Consider the following 15886-nt stretch of genomic DNA (forward strand, 5'->3'; position numbering starts at 1 on the left):
CGAAGATCAGCGCTTCGAGTACTGCGGAGCCTTGCGGGCCTTCTTGAGACCGGCCTTCTTGCGCTCCACGACGCGGGCGTCGCGGGTCAGGAAGCCGGCCTTCTTCAGGGCCGGGCGGTTGTGCTCCTCGTCGATCGCGTTCAGCGCTCGGGCGATGCCCAGGCGCAGCGCGCCGGCCTGGCCGCTCACGCCACCACCGGTGATGCGGGCGACGACGTCGAAGCGACCCTCGACGTCGACCAGCTTGAACGGGGAGTTGACGAGCTGCTGGTGCACCTTGTTGGGGAAGTAGTCCTCGAGCGTGCGCCCGTTGACCTTCCACTGACCGGTGCCGGGGACGATGCGCACGCGGGCGATCGCCTCCTTGCGACGGCCGAGCGCGTTGGCCGGGGCCACGTTGCTCAGACCGCGGCCCGTGGGGGCCACCGTCTCGGAGGTGTAGCTGGTGGGGGTGTCATCGCCCTCGAGGTCGATGTCGACCGTGGTCTCTGCCACTGGTTTCCTCGCGTCCTTGTTCTCTGCGCTCAGCCGGCTCACGCCTGCTGAGAAACCTGGGTGATCTCGAAGGGCTTCGGCTGCTGCGCCGCGTGCGGGTGCTCCGCGCCGGCGTAGACCTTGAGCTTGGTAGCTGCTGGCGCGCGAGCGAGCCTTGGGGAGCATGCCACGCACTGCCTTCTCGATCGCGCGCTCGGGGTGCTTCTCCAGGAGGTCGGAGTAGGCCACGGCGCGCAGACCACCCGGGTATCCGGAGTGGCTGTACGCGAGCTTGTTCTCGCGCTTGTTGCCGGTCAGAGCAACCTTCTCCGCGTTGATGACGATGACGAAGTCACCGCCGTCGACGTGCGGAGCAAAGGTCGCCTTGTGCTTGCCGCGCAGCAACGTGGCCACGTGAGTGGCCAAGCGGCCCAGGACGACATCGCTTGCGTCGATGATGTACCAGTTCCGCTCGACGTCGCCGGGCTTCGGGGTGTACGTACGCACGGTCGTCAGCCTTCGTTTCGATACGAATCTTGTCGCGGCGGAAGTCCGCAGGGTGCGGGTCCGCCGATGAGAACTCTCGCTTGCATCCGGACGGCGAGCGGGAACGCACCGGTCCTGCCGTTCTGGCTCGGTGCTGAGTACACCAGCGCGCGAACGGGGACGCACAACGAGTAGCAAGATTACCCGGCGCCCCGGCAGGGGGTCAAAACGCGGTAGGTCACACCGCGGCGGGCGGTCCGTGCCGGCGCACCGGTCGCAGTGCCGCCGACGCCGCACCGACCACGCGATCGGTCAGGTCGTCGAGCGTCGGGGTCCGCAGCGCCCAGTGCTGCCAGTACAGCGGGACGTCCAGCGTCCGACCCGCCCGCACCTCGACGAGCGACCCGCGCGCCAACCCGTCCCGGGCGGCGACCTCCGGCACCATCCCCCAGCCGAGGCCCGCCTCGATCAGTCCGACGAACGCCGACTGGGAGGGCACGTAGTGCACCATCGGCGTCACGGTCCGCCGGCCGACGACGGCCGCGACGAAGCGTTCCTGCAGGCCATCCTCCCTGTTGAACGCCAGCAGCGGCGCCTGGGCGAAGGCCTCGGCGGTCAGTCCGTCGCCGAACCAGCGGTCCCGACGGTGCGGCGCAGCCACGGCCAGGTAGCGCATGGCGCCCAGGCGCCGGACGCGACAGCCCTGGACCGCGCGGGGGTCGGCGGTGACCGCGGCCATCACGGTCCCGTCCCGCAGCAGCCCCGCGGAGAGGTCCTGGTCCTCGCGCCGCAGGTCGAGCAGGACGTCCGGCGGCAGGTCCGCGACGGCCGCCGGGAACCACGTCGACATCGAGTCGTCGTTCACTGCCACGGGGAGCCGTCGCGACGAACCGCCCGAGCGGACGGCCCCCGCGGGCGGCACGAGCAGGCTCATGGCGTCGCGACCGAGCAGCTCGACCTGACCTGCCAAGCGCAGCAGCACCTCGCCGTCGTCGGTGGGCCGGCAAGGCCGCGTGCGGAGCACCAGAACGCGCCCCACCTGCAGCCTCTAGGGCCTTGACCCGCTGGCTGACCGCGGACGGGGTGATGTGCAGACGCTGCGCGGCCGCGTCGAAGCTGCCCTCGTGCACCACGGCCGCGAGGGCGCTCAGCTGGTCGGGATCGAACGCCACATGAATGATCCTAACGGTTCTTCAGAATCATGAACTGGCCTTCATCGTCGTCGCCGCCTAGCCTCTCGACCATGTTCCCCGCGGCCCTCGCCGGCTGGCTCACGATGATCAGCCTCATCGTCGCCATCGGCGCCCAGAACGCCTTCGTGCTCCGCCAGGGCATCCGGCGCGAGCACGTCCTGCCCGTCGTGGTGATCTGCGCGCTGGCCGACGCTCTCCTGATCGCGGCGGGGATCGCGGGGCTCGGCGCCATCATCGCCAACCATCCGGCCGTGCTGACCGTGACCAAGTACGTCGGCGCCGCGTTCCTGCTGTGGCTCGCGATCGGCTCCTTCCGGCGGGCACGGCACCCGGAGGTCCTCGACCCGGCGGCCGCGGGCCCGGCAAGCCTCTCGGCCGTGGTCACCACCTGCCTCGCCCTGACGTTCCTCAACCCGAACGTCTACCTGGACACGGTCGTGCTGATCGGCTCGCTGGCGCACCAGCACGAGCCCTACGCACGGGTGTTCGGGCTCGGGGCCGTGGTGGCGAGCATCGTGTGGTTCGCGGCGCTCGGGTTCGGCGCCGGCTACCTGCGACCCCTGTTCGCCCGCCCGCGGTCGTGGCAGGTCCTCGACATCGTCATCGGCCTGATCGTCACGACGATCGCGGTGTCCCTCGTCCTGTGACGCAGCGCCCGGCGCGCCTATCGCGCGCGCTCCACCCGGCCCGCGTCCCACACGGGCTCCGGCGTCTCGACCACGTCACCGTCGGCGCCGAAGACCAGGAACCGGTCGAAGGTGCGCGTGAACCAGCGGTCGTGGGTGACGGCCATGACCGTCCCCTCGAACGCGGCCAGACCCGTCTCCAGGGCCTCCGCCGAGTGCAGGTCGAGGTTGTCGGTGGGCTCGTCGAGCAGCAGCAGCGTCGCGCCGCCCAGCTCGAGCAGGAGGATCTGCAGACGCGCCTGCTGACCGCCCGAGAGCGTCTCGTACCGCTGCTCGGCGGCCGCGACGAGCTCGTACCGGTCCAGCGCCTTGGACGCCTGCTCGCGACCGATCCCCGACCGGTGCCCGTCCCCCCGGTTGAGGATCTCCAGCAGCGTCCGGCCCACGAGCTCCGGGTGGCCGTGGTTCTGCGCGAACCACCCGGGTCGCACGCGCGGGCCGAGCACCACGCGACCGGTGTGCTGCACGGGCGCGACGGGGGTGTCGTCGGCGGGCTCGTGCTCGGGGCTCGGGTCGCTGCCGCCGGCGGCCAGGAGCCGTAGGAAGTGCGACTTGCCCGAGCCGTTGGAGCCGAGCACCGCCACGCGCTCGCCGAACCAGACCTCGAGGTCGAACGGCTTCATCAGCCCGGTCAGCTCGAGCCCGGTCGCGACGACCGCGCGCTTGGCCGTGCGGCCACCGTGCAGGCGGACGCGGACGTTCTGCTCGCGGGCCAGCAGCGTGGGGGGTCCGGCCTCCTCGAACTTGCGCAGCCGCGTCTGGGCGGCCTGGTAGCGCGACGCGAGGCCGTCGTTGAAGGCCGACTTCGTCTTGAGGGTGAGCACGAGCTCCTGAGCTTGGCATGCTCCTCCTCCCAACGCCGCAGCAGCTCCTCCAGCCGCGAGCGCCGGTCCTCGCGCGCCTGGTGGTACGTGCCGAACCCGCCACCGTGCACCCAGACCGTCGCCCCCATGACGCCCGGCTCGAGGGTGGCCACCTGGGTGGCCACGTTGGCGAGCATCTCGCGGTCGTGGCTGACGAACAGCACGGTCTTGTTCGACGCCCGCAGCTTGTCCTCCAGCCACCGCTTGGTGGGCACGTCGAGCGCGTTGTCGGGTTCGTCGAGCAGCAGGACCTCGTCGGGACCCCGCAGCAGCGCCTCCAGCACGAGCCGCTTCTGCTCACCGCCGGACAGCGACCGCACCTCGCGGTGCTGCGCCTGGTCGAACGGGATGCTCAGCACGGCGTCGGTGACCCGGTCCCAGCCGGCCTCAGCCTCGTAGCCGCCGACGTCCGCCCAGTCGACCAGCGCCTGCGCGTACCGCATCTGCGACGGCTCGTCGTCGGTCTCCATGATGGCGATCTCCGCGGCGCTCAGCTCGACGGCGGCGTCGCGGACCGAGGCGACCGCGAGCGATGCCAGCAGGTCGCGGATCGAGCGGTCGTCGTTGATCCGGCCGATGTCCTGCCGCATGATCCCCAGCCCGCCGCTGCGCCCGACGGACCCCGCGTGCGGCTGCTCGTCGCCGGCGACGATCCGCAGCAGCGTCGTCTTGCCGGCACCGTTGGGGCCGACGAGGGCCACTCGAGCGCCGTCAGCGACCCGGAACGTGACGTCGTCGAGGAGCGGACGGCCGTCGGACAGCACGTAGCCGATCCCGCCGATGTCGAGGTGACCCATGGGACCAGTGTCCCTTGGCGCCACGACCCGCGGCATCGCAATACTGGCGTCCGGCCGCGTGCGGTGCGAAGGTCGGGGCATGAGCTACGACACGTCCGGCACCAGCAGCGATCCCGAGCTCGACAGCGAGGGCGACACCGACCAGCTGCCCAGCGAGGACACCCTGCTGGACCGTGGCGTGGACGACCTGCTCGACGAGGGCTACTCGGTGCCCACCCGTGGGCGCGCCAACCACTACGGCGAGACGCCGTGGGAGGAGGCGCACCGCGAGACGATCGACCAGCGCATCGGCCAGGAGGAGCCCGAGGTCTGGGAGGCGCGCAGCCTTCCGTTCGACGACCGCGAGCAGTTCCGTGCCGGACGCCTCGTCGAGGACGACGGCGCGGTCGAGGCCGGCGGCACGGACGGGTTCGCGGTCGACGCCGGGATCTCGGGCGGGGCCGCGAGCGCCGAGGAGGCCGCCGTGCACCTCATCGCCGAGGAGTACGTGGACGACCGTCGCTACCACGACGACGACGACGAGCTCTAGCCGCAGCACCCCTGCGGTCGCGGGTCCACGTCGTGGGCTTCGCGACGAGACCGCGTCCGCTCGGCCCGCGCACCCATCTCGTCGTCGGCGGGGTAGCCCACCTCTTCGAGCGTGAGCCCGTGCGCGGGCACCACGTGCGCGCCGGCAAGCCGGCTCCGGGCGGCGAGCAGCTGGGCGGGCCAGCCCGCGTCCCGACGGCCCTCCCCCACGGCCACGCTGGCGCCCACGAGGGTGCGCACCATGGAGTGGCAGAACGCGTCCGCCTGCACGGTCGCGACGACCAGCCCCGCATCCGGCCCGTCGAGCGGCCTGGACCACCGGAAGACCTCGAGCGTGCGGATCGTCGTCGCCCCCGCCCGCGGCTTGCAGTACGACGCGAAGTCGTGCCGACCCTCCAGCGGCCGGCCCGCGACGTCCATCGCCTCGACGTCCAGCGGCCGCCGGTGCCAGAGGACGTGCGCGCGGGCGAGCGGGTCGCGCCGCGCCGAGTCGTCGCAGACCCGGTACGTGTACCGACGCCGCAACGCCGAGAACCGCGCGTCGAAGCCGTCGGGTGCCTGGGTCACCGCATGGACGACCAGGTCCGTCGGCAGCACCCCGCCCAGCCGGGTGAGCAGCGCCTCCTCGACCGGGCGCTCAGCGCGCCCACGGGACCGCTCCAGCAGACCGACGGGGATGTCGACGTGCGCCACCTGGCCGCGCGCGTGCACGCCCGAGTCCGTCCGCCCGGCGACCGTCACCCGCGGTGGCCCGTCCGTGCGCAGGACCATGCCCAGGGCGTCCTCGAGCACTCCCTGGACGGTCCGCAGCCCGGGCTGCACCGCCCACCCCGCGAAGCGGCTGCCGTCGTAGGCGAGGTCCAGCCGCAGCCGCACCGCAGCGTCATCGTCGGGGCTCGCGCTCACGGGTCCACACGCTAGCCGAGGCGACGAATGACGCCGCCCGCGGCGCATCGATAGCGTGGCAGCGTGTCGAAGAGCCTCGAGGACCTGTTCACGCTCGCCGTCGACTGCGGCGGCGGAGGGATCAAGGCGTCCGTGCTCGACTCGGCCGGCACCCTGCACGCCCCCGCGGTCCGGGTGGCGACGCCCTACCCGCTGTCCCCGGAACGGCTGGTGTCGACGATCGCGGACATCGCCTCGGGCCTGCCGCCGGCGGACCGCGCCACCGTCGGGATGCCGGGGATGATCCGGCACGGCGTCGTCGTCGCGACCCCGCACTACGTCACTCGCAGCGGACCCCGCAGCGCCGTCGACCCCGATCTGCTGGCGGCCTGGACCGGGTGCGACATCCGCGCGAGCGTCGAGGCCCGGCTCGGCCTGCCGACGCTCGTCCTCAACGACGCCGAGGTGCACGGCGCGGGAGTCGTCTCCGGCACGGGCATCGAGCTCGTGCTCACCCTGGGCACGGGACTGGGCTCGGCGCTCTTCGACGGCGGCAAGCTGGCCCCGCACCTGGAGCTTCTCGCACGCCCCCGTCCGGTGGGGAACGTCCTACGACGTGTACATCGGGCAGGTCGAGCGCGCCCGCCTCGGCGACGGGCTGTGGTCCCGGCGGGTGCGTCGCGTCGTCGAAGGGCTTCGGCCGGTGTTCTGGTGGGACCGTCTCTACCTCGGCGGCGGCAACGCCCGGCAGGTGACGCCGCAGGTGCTCGCCAGGCTCGGCGACGACGTCGTCGTCGTGCCCAACCAGGCCGGCATCGTCGGCGGGGTCAGAGCCTGGTCGCTGGGCCACTGACCCGTTCGTCCACCTCCGCCAGCGCCTCCAGCAGCACCCGCGTGAACCGCGTCGGCTGGACCAGGTTCACCAGGTGCGTCGCGCCCGGCACGACGACCAGGCGCCCGTCGCGGCACGCCGCCAGGAACCGGCGCTCCTCGCCGCGGAAGTGGTCGAGCCGACCGTTCACCAGCCACACCGGCGCCTCGACCAGCGCCAGGTCCTCCAGCGGCGTCGCCGTCGCCATCTCGCGCAGCACGTCGTCGGTGACGTCCAGTGCGAACCCGCCGGCGCCGGCGTCGGCGGCGCCCGCCGGCGGCAGGGCGAGGTCGACGAAGAACTGGTTCAGCCGGGCCCCGCCGTCGGGCAGCCGCACGATGTAGCGGGCACCGAGTGCCCACCCCGCGAGCAGGACCCCGTGCGGTCGCGTCGAGCAGGACGCCGCGAGCAGCCCGGCCACCTGCTCCGGGTGCCGCGCGGCGTGCCGGATCCCCACGTACCCGCCCAGCGAGAGGCCGACGACGAACGCGCGACCGCCGACCTCGTCGACCGCCCGCGCGACCGCGTCCACGGCGGCGTCGAGCGTGAACTGTTCGCCGACCCGGCTCCCGTGCCCGGGGAGGTCCACGGCCACGGCGGCACGTCCGGCACGGGCGAGGGCCTCGAGCTGCGCCCGCCACATCGTGCGCGACGTCCGCAACCCGTGCACCAGGACGACGGGCAGGCTCATGCCCGCGACTCTAGGCACGCGAGAGGGCCCGGAACCAGTGCGGTTCCGGGCCCTCTCGTGAACGGCGTCAGGCCTTGTCGGCCTCGTCCTCGACGGGGGCGTCCTCGACGACGGTCTCGGTCTCCTCGACCGGGGCGTCCTCGACGACCGTCTCCTCGACGGGCGCGTCCTCGACCTTGTCGGACTTCTTCGCCTTGGGGGCAGCCTTGGAGGCGGCCTTGGTGGCCTCCTTCACGACGGCCTGCTTGGGCGAGAGCGGCTCGAGCACGAGCTCGATGACGGCCATCGGGGCGTTGTCGCCCTTGCGCGGGCCGATCTTGGTGATGCGCGTGTAGCCACCCTGACGCTCGGCGACGGCCGGAGCGATCTCGGTGAACAGCACGTGCACGACGGACTTGTCCTTGACGACGGTCATCACGCGGCGGCGGGCGTGCAGGTCACCACGCTTGGCGAACGTGATGAGGCGCTCGGCGAGCGGACGCAGGCGCTTGGCCTTCGTCTCGGTCGTCGTGATGCGCTTGTGCTCGAACAGCTGCGTCGCGAGGTTCGCGAGGATCAGCCGCTCGTGCGCCGGTCCGCCACCGAGCCGGGGACCCTTGGTGGGCGTAGGCATGGTTATTACTCCTTGAGTTCCAGTGATGGGCTGCTCGCGGGCTCAGCGGCCCGCGGCTTCCCCGGCGTCAGTACTGCTCGTCCTCGACGAAGTCGCCCTCGTCGTCGCCGTAGTAGGCGGTGGCGGACGGGTCGAAGTCGAGCGGGCTGTCCTTGAGCGTCAGGCCGAGCTCGGCGAGCTTCTCCTTGACCTCGGTGATGGACTTCGCACCGAAGTTGCGGATGTCCAGGAGGTCGGCCTCGGAGCGCGCAACGTGCACCCACGGAGTGGATGCCCTCACGCTTGAGGCAGTTGTAGGAGCGGATCGTGAGCTGCAGGTCCTCGATCGGCAGCGCGAGGTCCGCGGCGAGCGCGGCGTCCGTCGGCGACGGGCCGATCTCGATGCCCTCGGCCTCGACGTTGAGCGACGGGCCAGACCGAACAGCTCCACCAGCGTCTTGCCGGCCGAGGCCAGCGCGTCGCGGGGGCCGATGGCCGACTTGGTCTCGACGTCGACGATCAGCTTGTCGAAGTCCGTGCGCTGCTCGACACGCGTCGCCTCGACCTTGTAGGTCACCTTGAGGACGGGCGAGTAGATCGAGTCGACCGGGATGCGGCCGATCTCGGCGTCGAACGACTTGTTCTGGTTGGCCGACACGTAGCCGCGGCCGCGCTCGACGGTCAGCTCGATCTCGAGCTTGCCCTTGTCGTTCAGCGTCGCCAGGTGCAGGTCGGGGTTGTGCACCTCGACGCCGGCCGGCGGGACGATGTCGGCCGCGGAGACCTCACCGGCACCCTGCTTGCGCAGGTACATCACGACGGGCTCGTCGTTCTCCGAGGAGACGACCAGCTGCTTGATGTTGAGGATGATCTCGGTGACGTCTTCCTTGACACCAGGAACGGTCGAGAACTCGTGGAGCACGCCGTCGATGCGGATCGACGTGACGGCGGCACCCGGGATGGAGGACAGCAGCGTCCGGCGGAGCGAGTTGCCGAGCGTGTAGCCGAAACCCGGCTCCAGGGGCTCGATGGAGAACCGCGACCGGTTCTCCGAGATGACCTCTTCGGTCAGGGTGGGGCGCTGTGCAATCAGCACGGTGTATTTCCTCTCAGCGGGCGTCCGCCATATGACGCTGCGCAGTACTACGAGCCGACCTGGTCTCGGTCCACCTGGTCGGACGGACTGATGCCGGGCCGGTGCTGGTGAGCACCGACCCGGCCGAAACCATGGTCAGACGCGGCGGCGCTTGGGCGGACGGCAGCCGTTGTGCGCCTGGGGCGTCACGTCCTGGATCGAGCCGACCTCGAGGCCGGTCGCCTGCAGCGAACGGATCGCGGTCTCACGGCCGGAGCCGGGGCCCTTGACGAAGACGTCGACCTTCTTCATGCCGTGCTCCTGGGCGCGGCGAGCGGCGGCCTCGGCGGCGAGCTGCGCCGCGAACGGGGTCGACTTGCGCGAGCCCTTGAAGCCCACCTGGCCCGACGAGGCGGACGCGATGACGGCGCCCGACGGGTCGGTGATGGAGATGATCGTGTTGTTGAACGTGCTCTTGATGTGCGCCTGGCCGTGGGAGACGTTCTTCTTCTCCTTGCGGCGCGGCTTGCGCACGGCGGAACGGGTCTTGGGAGGCATTCTCTTCTTCTCTCGAGGTCTTGACGGCGTGCCCTGGCGCGAGGCGCCCGGGGCGGAGGGCTACTTGCGCCCGGCCTTCTTCTTGCCGGCGACGGTGCGCTTGGGACCCTTGCGGGTACGCGCGTTGGTCTTCGTGCGCTGACCGCGCACGGGAAGGCCACGGCGGTGGCGAAGGCCCTCGTAGCAGCCGATCTCGACCTTGCGGCGGATGTCGGCGGCGACCTCACGGCGGAGGTCACCTTCGAGCTTGTAGTTGCCCTCGAGGAAGTCACGCAGCGCGACGACTCGGTGTCACCGAGGTCCTTCACGCGGACGTCCGGGCTGATACCGGTGGCGGCGAGGGTCGCCTGCGCGCGCGTGCGCCCGACGCCGTAGATGTAGGTGAGTGCGATCTCGAGCCGCTTCTCGCGGGGGAGGTCGACTCCGACAAGACGTGCCATGTGCCTGGTGGCTCCTGAACTGCATCGGAGGTCTTCCGCACCACCTCCCCGCGTGCTGCGGGCCCCGGCCTCCGACCGGGGGTTCACCGGGCCCGAGGGCCCGAGGTGGTGGTGCGCTTGCTTGCTTGTGGTGCTCGTTCCTGCAGAAGTGCTAGGGCGTCAGCCCTGGCGCTGCTTGTGGCGCAGGTTCTCGCAGATCACCTGGACGCGACCGTGCCGGCGGATCACCTTGCACTTGTCGCAGATCTTCTTGACGCTGGGCTTGACCTTCATCGCGTGTTTTCCTCCGCCGCCGTGTGGTCTCCGTGTCGGGAGGACGGCGTGATCGAGTGGCTGTTACTTGTAGCGGTAGACGATCCGGCCACGGGACAGGTCGTACGGGCTGAGCCACCACCACGCGGTCCTCGGGGAGGATCCGGATGTAGTGCTGACGCATCTTGCCCGAGATGTGGGCGAGCACCTTGTGGCCGTTGGTGAGCTCCACGCGAAACATCGCGTTGGGCAGAGCCTCCACGACGCTGCCCTCGATCTCGATGACACCGTCCTTCTTCGCCATATCCTCCGCTAACTGTTCGTCCGAGACTGTTCGACCCACGTCGGCCACATCGCCCAGCAGGCAGCTGGCCGTCGTCGCGAACGTGGAGAGTGCACGTGCCCGAACCAGGCCGTCCGTGAGGAGAGCCGAGCAGTTGATGACCACCGAGATCCGAACCCGACGAATCGCTTCGAGGATCACGGTGTTCCGATGAACCGGGCGCACACACCCAACGGACGATCTTACGCCATCGAGGGCGTTCGAGGAAACCATCCGGCCCGACAGAGCGGTCAGAGCAGTGGGGCGATGGTCACACCCAGCGGCTCGAGCGCCGCGGCGCCGCCGTCGAACGCGGTGAGCACCCAGATCCCGTCCTCGAGGACGGCCACCGAGTGCTCCCAGTGGGCGGCGCGGGAGCCGTCGTCGGTCACCACCGTCCACTCGTCGTCGAGCTCGCGCGTGAACCGCGAACCGCGCACCAGCATCGGCTCCACCGCGACGCACAGGCCGGGACGCAGCGCGGGACCGCGGTCCCGCGCGCGATAGTTCAGCACGTCCGGAGGCTGGTGCATCGCGGTGCCGATGCCGTGCCCGACGTACTCCTGGACGATGCCGTAGCGCGCTCCCCCGTTGAGACCGGCCGACTGCGCCTCGTCGACGAGGGCCTCGACCGCCTCTCCGACCGCACCGAGCCGTGCGCCGGTCGCGAGTGCGGCGATCCCCGCCCACAGTGCTCGCTCGGTCGTCATCGCCAATGCTTCGTCGAGGGCGTCCGCCTCGTCCAGGACGATGGTCACCGCCGAGTCACCGTGCCAGCCGGCCACGATCGCGCCGCAGTCGATGCTGACCACATCGCCTGCGTGCAGGACGCGCGGGCCAGGGATGCCGTGCACGATCTCGTCGTTGACCGAGATGCACAGCGTGGCGGGATAGCCGTGGTAGCCGAGGAACGACGGCGTCGCGCCGTGGTCACCGATCACCGTGGCGGCCAGGGCGTCGAGCGACGCGGTCGTCACGCCCGGGGCGGCGGCGGCGCGGACGGCGCTCAGCGCCTCGGCGACGACCAGACCGGCCCGACGCATGAGCAGGACCTGCTCGGGCGTCTTGTACTCGATCCGCTCCCGGCCGAACATGGACCGGCTCAGGCGTCCAGGGTGCCGATGGCCGCGAGCAGGCGCACGGTCACCTCGTCGACCTCGCCGATCCCGTCGACCTGCGCGAGCAGACCGCGACCGTCGTAGACCGAGGCGATCGGCGCGGTCTCCTGCGCGTACACGTCGAGGCGGTGCCGGATGACGTCCTCCGTGTCGTCCTCGCGCCCCTCGATCTCGGCCCGCTTCAGCAGCCGGGGCACGACGACCTCAGGGTCCGCCGTCAGCTCGACCGCGAGGTCGAGCGCCGCGCCGGCGTCGCCGAGGATCGCGTCGAGCTCGGCCACCTGGGCGACGTTGCGCGGATACCCGTCGAGCAGGAACCCGTCCGCCGTGTCCGGCTGCGCCAGACGGTCGCGCACCATGTCGTTGGTCACCGAGTCCGGGACCAGGGCGCCGCGCGAGGTGTACTCCTGGACCTTCAGGCCCAGCGGCGTGCCGCCCTTGATGTTGGCCCGGAACAGGTCACCGGTCGAGATCGCCGGGATGCCCAGCGACTCGGCCAGGCGCACAGCCTGGGTGCCCTTGCCGGCGCCGGGGGCGCCCAGCAGGACGAGCCGCCTGCTCATCGAAGGAAGCCTTCGTAGTGGCGCTGCTGCAGCTGGGACTCGATCTGCTTGACGGTCTCGAGCCCGACACCGACGACGATCAGGATCGACGAGCCGCCGAACGGGATGTTGGTCCCGACGCCGAGAACGATGAACACGATGGTCGGGATCAGTGCGACGACGGCCAGGTAGATCGAGCCGGGCGCGGTGATGCGCGAGATGACGAAGTCGAGGTACTCCGCCGTCGGACGGCCGGCCCGGATGCCCGGGATGAAGCCGCCGTACTTCTTCATGTTGTCCGCGACCTCGTCCGGGTTGAACGTGATCGCCGTGTAGAAGTAGCAGAAGAAGATGATCAGGAACACGTAGAGCGCGAGGTGCAGGGGCGCGCTCGGCGAGACCAGGTACCGCGAGATCCACTGCACCCAGCCGGAGGTCTGGTCACCGAACTGCGCGAGCAGCCCGGGGACCGCCAGCAGCGACGACGCGAAGATGATCGGGATGACGCCGGCCATGTTGATCTTGATCGGGATGTAGGTGCTGGAGCCGCCGTACATGCGCCGACCGACCATGCGCTTGGCGTACTGGACCGGGATCCGGCGCTGCGACTGCTCGACGAAGACGACCATGCCGACGACGAGCACGATGACGGCCAGGACGATGATGAACTTGAAGGCACCGTTGTTGCCCTGCGCGATCGACCAGAGGGCCGTCGGGAAGCTCGCCGCGATCGACGTGAAGATGAGCAGCGACATGCCGTTGCCGACGCCGCGCTCCGTGATCAGCTCACCGAGCCACATGATGAGGCCGGTACCGGCGGTCATCGTGATGACCATGATCAGGAGGATGTACCAGGAGTCGTTCGGGATGACGTCGACGGTGCAGCTCTGGAACAGCTGACCGCTGCGCGCGACCGTGATGATGGTCGTCGACTGCAGGATCGCCAGACCGATCGTCAGGTACCGCGTGTACTGCGTGAGCTTCGCGGTGCCGGACTGGCCCTCCTTGTGGAGCTCCTCGAAACGGGGGATGACCACCCGGAGGAGCTGCACGATGATGCTGGCCGTGATGTACGGCATGATCCCGAGCGAGAAGACCGAGAAGCTTGAGCAGCGCCCCGCCACTGAACAGGTTCACCAGGCCGAGCAGGTCGTTGCCCTTGGTCTGGTCGATACACGTCTGCACGTTCGGGTAGGACACCCCGGGGGTCGGCAGGAACGAGCCGATCCGGAAGATCACCATGATCCCGATGGTGAAGAGCAGCTCTGCGCCGCAGGTCGGGCGTTCGGAACGCCCGCACGAATGCGCTGAGCACCTGTCCTCCTGAGCGGCCGGAGCCGCATCTCGTACGACCGGTTCATTCCGGCCGTGCCACCTGCGTTACGTCGCAGGCACCGGGGCACCCTAACTGATGCTGACGAACAAACGGAAAGGGACCGGTGGGGAACTACGACCCCACCGGTCCCATCCTCGATCAGTCCTGCGCGACGCTTCCGCCGGCTGCGACGATCGCGTCCTTCGCGGACGCCGAGTAGGCGTCGACCGCGACAGAAACCTTGACCGTGAGCTCACCGGTGCCGAGCACCTTGACGGGCTGGCCCTTACGGACCGCACCCTTGGCGACCAGGTCGGCGACCGTCACGTCGCCACCGTTCGGGTACAGCGCCGAGAGCTTGTCCAGGTTGACCACCTGGTACTCGACGCGGAACGGGTTCTTGAAGCCACGCAGCTTCGGGAGGCGCATGTGCATGGGCATCTGCCCGCCCTCGAAGCGCGTCGGCACCTGGTAGCGAGCCTTGGTGCCCTTGGTGCCACGACCGGCCGTCTTGCCCTTGGACGCCTCGCCACGACCCACGCGGGTCTTGGCGGTCTTGGCGCCGGGGGCCGGACGCAGGTGGTGCACCTTGAGGGTGCCACCGTTGCCGGGCAGCGCGGCGGCCTCGGCAGCCTTGGCGGCAGCCGCGGACACCGTCTTCTTGGGCGCCGCAGCCTTCGCCTCGGCCTTGGCCTTCGGCTCAGCCTCGGCCTTTGCCTTCGGCTCAGCCTTGGCCTTGGCCGGAGCCTTCGCCTCGGCCTTGGGGGCCGACTCGGTCGCTGCGTCGGCCTTCGGAGCCTTCGCCTTGGCGGTCGCCTTCGGAGCGGACTCCGTGTCGGTCGCCTTCTTCTCTGCAGCCTTCTTGGGGGCGGCGGCGGCCTTCTTGGGGGCCGTCACCTTCTCCTCAGGCGTGTTCTCGTCTGCCATGGTCACTCCACCTCTTCGACCGCGACAAGGTGCGTCACCGTCTTGACCATGCCGCGGATCTCAGGACGGTCCTCCTTGACGACGACGTCGCCGATCCGCTTGAGGCCGAGGGTGCGCAGGGTGTCGCGCTGGTTCTGCTTGCCACCGATGCCCGACCGCGTCTGGGTCACCTTGAGTCGAGCCATCAGGCACCTGCCTTCGTACCCGCCGCAGCGGCCAGGCCGGCAGCCTGGGCGCGCAGGAGGGCAGCCGGGACGACGTGCTCGACGGGGAGCCCACGGCGCGCAGCCACGGCCTCCGGACGCTCGAGACCCTTCAGGGCCGCGACCGTCGCGTGCACGATGTTGATGGCGTTCGACGAACCGAGCGACTTGCTCAGGACGTCGTGGATGCCGGCGCACTCGAGGACGGCGCGCACGGGTCCACCGGCGATCACACCGGTACCCGGCGACGCCGGACGCAGGAAGACGACACCGGCCGCGGCCTCACCCTGGATGGGGTGCGGGATGGTGCCCTGGATGCGAGGAACCTTGAAGAAGTTCTTCTTGGCCTCCTCGACGCCCTTGGCGATCGCCGCGGGCACCTCCTTGGCCTTCCCGTAGCCGACACCGACCGTGCCGTCGCCGTCGCCGACCACGACGAGCGCGGTGAAGCTGAAGCGACGACCGCCCTTGACGACCTTGGCGACGCGGTTGATCGTCACGACGCGCTCGAGGAACGCGCTCTTCTCTGCGGCCTCGCGGCCACCACGACCGCCGCCACCGTCACGGCCACGACCGCCGTCGCGACGGTCACCGCCGCCACCGGCCCCGGCGCCGCCCGCAGGCGCGCCGGTGTTGCTGCGCTGAGGAGCAGCCATCAGATTGTCCTCTTCTTCGTTCCGGAGTTCATCGTCGTCGTCACAGCTTCAGACCGCCCTCGCGAGCGCCGTCCGCCACCGCTGCGACGCGGCCGTGGTACTTGTTGCCGCCGCGGTCGAAGACCACAGCGTCGAGGCCGGCAGCCTTCGCACGCTCGGCGATGAGCTCGCCGACCTTGCGGGCCTTGGCCGTCTTGTCGTCGTTCGAGCTGCGCAGGTCGGCCTCGAGGGTCGATGCCGACACGAGCGTCTGGCCGATGCCGTCGTCCACGACCTGCGCCGTGATGTGCCGGGCGGACCGGGTCACGACGAGACGGGGACGGGCGGCCGAGCCGGAGACCTTCTTGCGAAGGCGGACGTGGCGACGCTGGCGTGCCTTGCGCTTGCCCTTGCCGATGATCTTGAGTGCCAT

16 protein-coding genes and 8 pseudogenes are annotated in these 15886 nt (G+C 70.4%); 3 read left to right on the forward strand and 21 right to left on the reverse strand.

All coding sequences use genetic code 11. From position 1 onward, the window contains the following. Positions 1-6: 6 nt before the first annotated feature. The 4 genes and pseudogenes from rpsI to AC38ZX_RS16930 form a co-directional block, all read right to left on the reverse strand. The gene (gene rpsI, locus AC38ZX_RS16915; RefSeq protein ID WP_426593009.1) at positions 7-495 is read right to left on the reverse strand and encodes a 30S ribosomal protein S9; all 489 of its coding nucleotides are present in this window, start codon (positions 493-495) and stop codon (positions 7-9) included. Positions 496-533: 38 nt separating this feature from the next. Continuing rightward, a pseudogene (gene rplM, locus AC38ZX_RS16920) lies at positions 534-981 on the reverse strand (50S ribosomal protein L13). A gap of 217 nt (positions 982-1198) precedes the next feature. After that, entirely contained in the window at positions 1199-1942 is a 744-nt protein-coding gene (locus AC38ZX_RS16925) for an ArgP/LysG family DNA-binding transcriptional regulator (RefSeq protein ID WP_491295284.1), read from the reverse strand. A gap of 109 nt (positions 1943-2051) precedes the next feature. Beyond that, positions 2052-2132 (reverse strand): annotated as a pseudogene (locus AC38ZX_RS16930) (hypothetical protein); the annotation flags it as partial. A 71-nt stretch (positions 2133-2203) separates the two neighbouring features. Here AC38ZX_RS16930 and AC38ZX_RS16935 point away from each other — a divergent pair. Beyond that, positions 2204-2800 carry a LysE/ArgO family amino acid transporter gene (locus tag AC38ZX_RS16935; protein ID WP_491295285.1) on the forward strand — a complete coding sequence of 199 codons (597 nt, stop codon included), beginning with the start codon at positions 2204-2206 and terminating at the stop codon, positions 2798-2800. A 17-nt stretch (positions 2801-2817) separates the two neighbouring features. Here the strand turns inward: AC38ZX_RS16935 and AC38ZX_RS16940 are convergent. Next, positions 2818-4499, reverse strand: a pseudogene (locus AC38ZX_RS16940) (ABC-F family ATP-binding cassette domain-containing protein). Positions 4500-4578: 79 nt separating this feature from the next. Between AC38ZX_RS16940 and AC38ZX_RS16945 the strand changes: the two are divergent. Then, complete coding sequence (locus AC38ZX_RS16945) at positions 4579-5028, forward strand: DUF5709 domain-containing protein (protein ID WP_426593013.1); 450 nt, start codon at positions 4579-4581, stop codon at positions 5026-5028. On the opposite strand, the gene truA is transcribed toward AC38ZX_RS16945, so the two are convergent. Next, the gene (truA, locus tag AC38ZX_RS16950; RefSeq protein WP_426593014.1) at positions 5025-5933 is read right to left on the reverse strand and encodes a tRNA pseudouridine(38-40) synthase TruA; all 909 of its coding nucleotides are present in this window, start codon (positions 5931-5933) and stop codon (positions 5025-5027) included. The genes AC38ZX_RS16945 and truA overlap by 4 nt on opposite strands. 63 nt (positions 5934-5996) lie before the next feature. On the opposite strand from truA, the pseudogene AC38ZX_RS16955 reads away from it, so the two are divergent. Beyond that, positions 5997-6765: pseudogene (locus AC38ZX_RS16955) on the forward strand (ROK family protein). Here AC38ZX_RS16955 and AC38ZX_RS16960 read toward each other — a convergent pair. The 15 genes and pseudogenes from AC38ZX_RS16960 to rplR all read right to left on the reverse strand — a co-directional run bounded on the left by AC38ZX_RS16960 (position 6740) and on the right by rplR (position 15886). Further along, positions 6740-7474, reverse strand: coding sequence for an alpha/beta fold hydrolase (locus AC38ZX_RS16960; protein ID WP_491295286.1), 735 nt, complete (start codon positions 7472-7474; stop codon positions 6740-6742). The pseudogene AC38ZX_RS16955 and the gene AC38ZX_RS16960 sit on opposite strands and share 26 nt — an antisense overlap. A 67-nt stretch (positions 7475-7541) precedes the next feature. Then, positions 7542-8087, reverse strand: a complete 546-nt coding sequence (rplQ, locus tag AC38ZX_RS16965) for a 50S ribosomal protein L17 (RefSeq protein WP_491295287.1) — start codon at positions 8085-8087, stop codon at positions 7542-7544. A gap of 5 nt (positions 8088-8092) precedes the next feature. After that, positions 8093-8413, reverse strand: coding sequence for a DNA-directed RNA polymerase subunit alpha C-terminal domain-containing protein (locus tag AC38ZX_RS16970; protein WP_491297465.1), 321 nt, complete (start codon positions 8411-8413; stop codon positions 8093-8095). Continuing rightward, positions 8296-9162, reverse strand: a pseudogene (locus AC38ZX_RS16975) (DNA-directed RNA polymerase subunit alpha); the annotation flags it as partial. The gene AC38ZX_RS16970 and the pseudogene AC38ZX_RS16975, both read right to left, overlap by 118 nt. Positions 9163-9297: 135 nt before the next feature. After that, positions 9298-9699, reverse strand: a complete 402-nt coding sequence (rpsK, locus tag AC38ZX_RS16980) for a 30S ribosomal protein S11 (protein ID WP_028050085.1) — start codon at positions 9697-9699, stop codon at positions 9298-9300. A gap of 174 nt (positions 9700-9873) precedes the next feature. Beyond that, positions 9874-10139, reverse strand: a pseudogene (gene rpsM, locus AC38ZX_RS16985) (30S ribosomal protein S13); the annotation flags it as partial. A 159-nt stretch (positions 10140-10298) separates the two neighbouring features. Further along, on the reverse strand, positions 10299-10412 hold the full coding sequence (rpmJ, locus tag AC38ZX_RS16990) for a 50S ribosomal protein L36 (protein WP_013117849.1): 114 nt from the start codon (positions 10410-10412) through the stop codon (positions 10299-10301). 63 nt (positions 10413-10475) lie between these two features. After that, positions 10476-10695, reverse strand: a pseudogene (gene infA / locus AC38ZX_RS16995) (translation initiation factor IF-1). Positions 10696-10964: 269 nt separating this feature from the next. Continuing rightward, the gene (gene map, locus AC38ZX_RS17000; RefSeq protein ID WP_491295288.1) at positions 10965-11807 is read right to left on the reverse strand and encodes a type I methionyl aminopeptidase; all 843 of its coding nucleotides are present in this window, start codon (positions 11805-11807) and stop codon (positions 10965-10967) included. A gap of 8 nt (positions 11808-11815) precedes the next feature. Continuing rightward, the gene (locus AC38ZX_RS17005) at positions 11816-12394 is read right to left on the reverse strand and encodes an adenylate kinase (RefSeq protein WP_426593020.1); all 579 of its coding nucleotides are present in this window, start codon (positions 12392-12394) and stop codon (positions 11816-11818) included. Continuing rightward, positions 12391-13688: pseudogene (gene secY / locus AC38ZX_RS17010) on the reverse strand (preprotein translocase subunit SecY). The gene AC38ZX_RS17005 and the pseudogene secY overlap by 4 nt, the downstream one beginning before the upstream one ends. Positions 13689-13847: 159 nt before the next feature. Beyond that, complete coding sequence (gene rplO / locus AC38ZX_RS17015) at positions 13848-14615, reverse strand: 50S ribosomal protein L15 (RefSeq protein ID WP_491295289.1); 768 nt, start codon at positions 14613-14615, stop codon at positions 13848-13850. 2 nt (positions 14616-14617) lie between these two features. Continuing rightward, the gene (gene rpmD / locus AC38ZX_RS17020) at positions 14618-14800 is read right to left on the reverse strand and encodes a 50S ribosomal protein L30 (protein ID WP_028045050.1); all 183 of its coding nucleotides are present in this window, start codon (positions 14798-14800) and stop codon (positions 14618-14620) included. Further along, positions 14800-15474 (reverse strand): 30S ribosomal protein S5, encoded by a 675-nt coding sequence (rpsE, locus tag AC38ZX_RS17025; protein WP_426593023.1) that lies wholly within the window; start codon positions 15472-15474, stop codon positions 14800-14802. The genes rpmD and rpsE overlap by 1 nt, the downstream gene beginning before the upstream one ends. A gap of 40 nt (positions 15475-15514) precedes the next feature. Further along, a complete protein-coding gene (gene rplR / locus AC38ZX_RS17030) occupies positions 15515-15886 on the reverse strand; it encodes a 50S ribosomal protein L18 (RefSeq protein ID WP_426593024.1) in 372 nt (123 codons plus the stop codon).

The sequence above is a fragment of the Cellulomonas sp. McL0606 genome, from assembly GCF_058248365.1.

Excerpts from the sequence above, each read along its gene's own strand:
- AC38ZX_RS16935 (WP_491295285.1), top strand. The coding sequence starts at position 2,204 with ATGTTCCCCGCGGCCCTCGCCGGCTGGCTCACGATGATCAGCCTCATC.
- AC38ZX_RS16945 (WP_426593013.1), top strand. The coding sequence starts at position 4,579 with ATGAGCTACGACACGTCCGGCACCAGCAGCGATCCCGAGCTCGACAGC.
- AC38ZX_RS16960 (WP_491295286.1), bottom strand. The coding sequence starts at position 7,474 with ATGAGCCTGCCCGTCGTCCTGGTGCACGGGTTGCGGACGTCGCGCACG.
- rplQ (WP_491295287.1), bottom strand. The coding sequence starts at position 8,087 with ATGCCTACGCCCACCAAGGGTCCCCGGCTCGGTGGCGGACCGGCGCAC.
- rpsK (WP_028050085.1), bottom strand. The coding sequence starts at position 9,699 with ATGCCTCCCAAGACCCGTTCCGCCGTGCGCAAGCCGCGCCGCAAGGAG.
- rpmJ (WP_013117849.1), bottom strand. The coding sequence starts at position 10,412 with ATGAAGGTCAAGCCCAGCGTCAAGAAGATCTGCGACAAGTGCAAGGTG.
- map (WP_491295288.1), bottom strand. The coding sequence starts at position 11,807 with ATGTTCGGCCGGGAGCGGATCGAGTACAAGACGCCCGAGCAGGTCCTG.
- AC38ZX_RS17005 (WP_426593020.1), bottom strand. The coding sequence starts at position 12,394 with ATGAGCAGGCGGCTCGTCCTGCTGGGCGCCCCCGGCGCCGGCAAGGGC.
- rplO (WP_491295289.1), bottom strand. The coding sequence starts at position 14,615 with ATGGCAGACGAGAACACGCCTGAGGAGAAGGTGACGGCCCCCAAGAAG.
- rpmD (WP_028045050.1), bottom strand. The coding sequence starts at position 14,800 with ATGGCTCGACTCAAGGTGACCCAGACGCGGTCGGGCATCGGTGGCAAG.
- rpsE (WP_426593023.1), bottom strand. The coding sequence starts at position 15,474 with ATGGCTGCTCCTCAGCGCAGCAACACCGGCGCGCCTGCGGGCGGCGCC.
- rplR (WP_426593024.1), bottom strand. The coding sequence starts at position 15,886 with ATGGCACTCAAGATCATCGGCAAGGGCAAGCGCAAGGCACGCCAGCGT.